We start from the raw sequence: 1,118 nt of genomic DNA on the forward strand, positions 1-1,118 counted from the left end.
CCAATACGTATGTTTAAATATTTGCTGCTCAAGACCATTCATGACCTATCAGATGTGGATATAGTTGAGCGTTCCAGGTATGACATGTCCTTTAAATATTTCCTCGGCATGGCTCCAGAAGATCCAGTTATTGACCCTAGCTCCTTAACGAAATTTCGAAAGCTCCGTTTAAAAGACATAAACCTTTTGGATATGCTCATTCATAAAACCGTTGAGATTGCGATTGAAAAGGAAATCATTAAAAACAAAACGATTATTGTGGATGCCACCCACACGAAAGCCAGATACAATCATAAGACTCCAAAAGAAATATTGATGGACCAATCTAAAGGATTAAGAAAAGTAATCTATTCGATAGATGAAGAGATGAAAAATAAATTCCCATCCAAAACCACTACTGATGTATTGCAGGATGAAATTACTTATTGCCAGAAGCTCATCGAGGTAGTGGAAACAGAAGAGCGTATCACCCAATATCCAAAGGTAAAAGAGCAGTTAAATCTATTAAAGGAAACGGTATCCGATGATATCGAACAGTTAAGGATCTCCAAAGACCAAGATGCCAAGATTGGCCACAAGAGTGCTGACTCTTCTTTCTTTGGATACAAAACACATATTGCGATGAGTGAGGAACGAATCATTACAGCTGCGACTATCACTACAGGTGAAAAAACGGACGGTAAAGAATTAAAGGCATTAATTGAAAAGAGCACGGCTGCCGGTATGGTGATTGAGACCGTGATTGGCGATACAGCTTACTCAGAGAAGGGAAATATTGAATACAGTGAAGAAAATAACATTAAACTAGTCGCAAAATTGAATCCTTCTGTTACACAGGGATTCCGGAAGAAGGAAGAGGAATTTCAATTTAATAAGGATGCAGGAATGTACGTTTGTAAGGCTGGGCATTTGGCTATCAGGAAAGCTCGCCAGGGCAAAAAAGATGTAGCGACGAATCAAACAGATACCTATTACTTCGATATAGAAAAGTGTAAGATTTGTCCCTTAAAAGAGGGCTGTTATAAAGAAGGAGCGAAAAGCAAGACCTATTCTGTCAGTATTAAATCCAATGAACATACAGAACAGGCTACATTCCAGGAAAGTGAGTATTTTAAAGA

General features: G+C 38.3%; 1 protein-coding gene. It reads left to right on the forward strand.

Annotated elements, in window-relative coordinates; translation table 11 throughout:
* On the forward strand, positions 1-1,118 hold a 1,118-nt coding region (locus N9I19_RS24865; RefSeq protein ID WP_317779350.1), incomplete at both ends, for a transposase.

It is taken from the genome of Peribacillus sp. CSMR9 (genome assembly GCF_033141925.1).
In the GTDB taxonomy this organism is placed as follows: Bacteria; Bacillota; Bacilli; order Bacillales; family DSM-1321; genus Peribacillus; species Peribacillus simplex_A.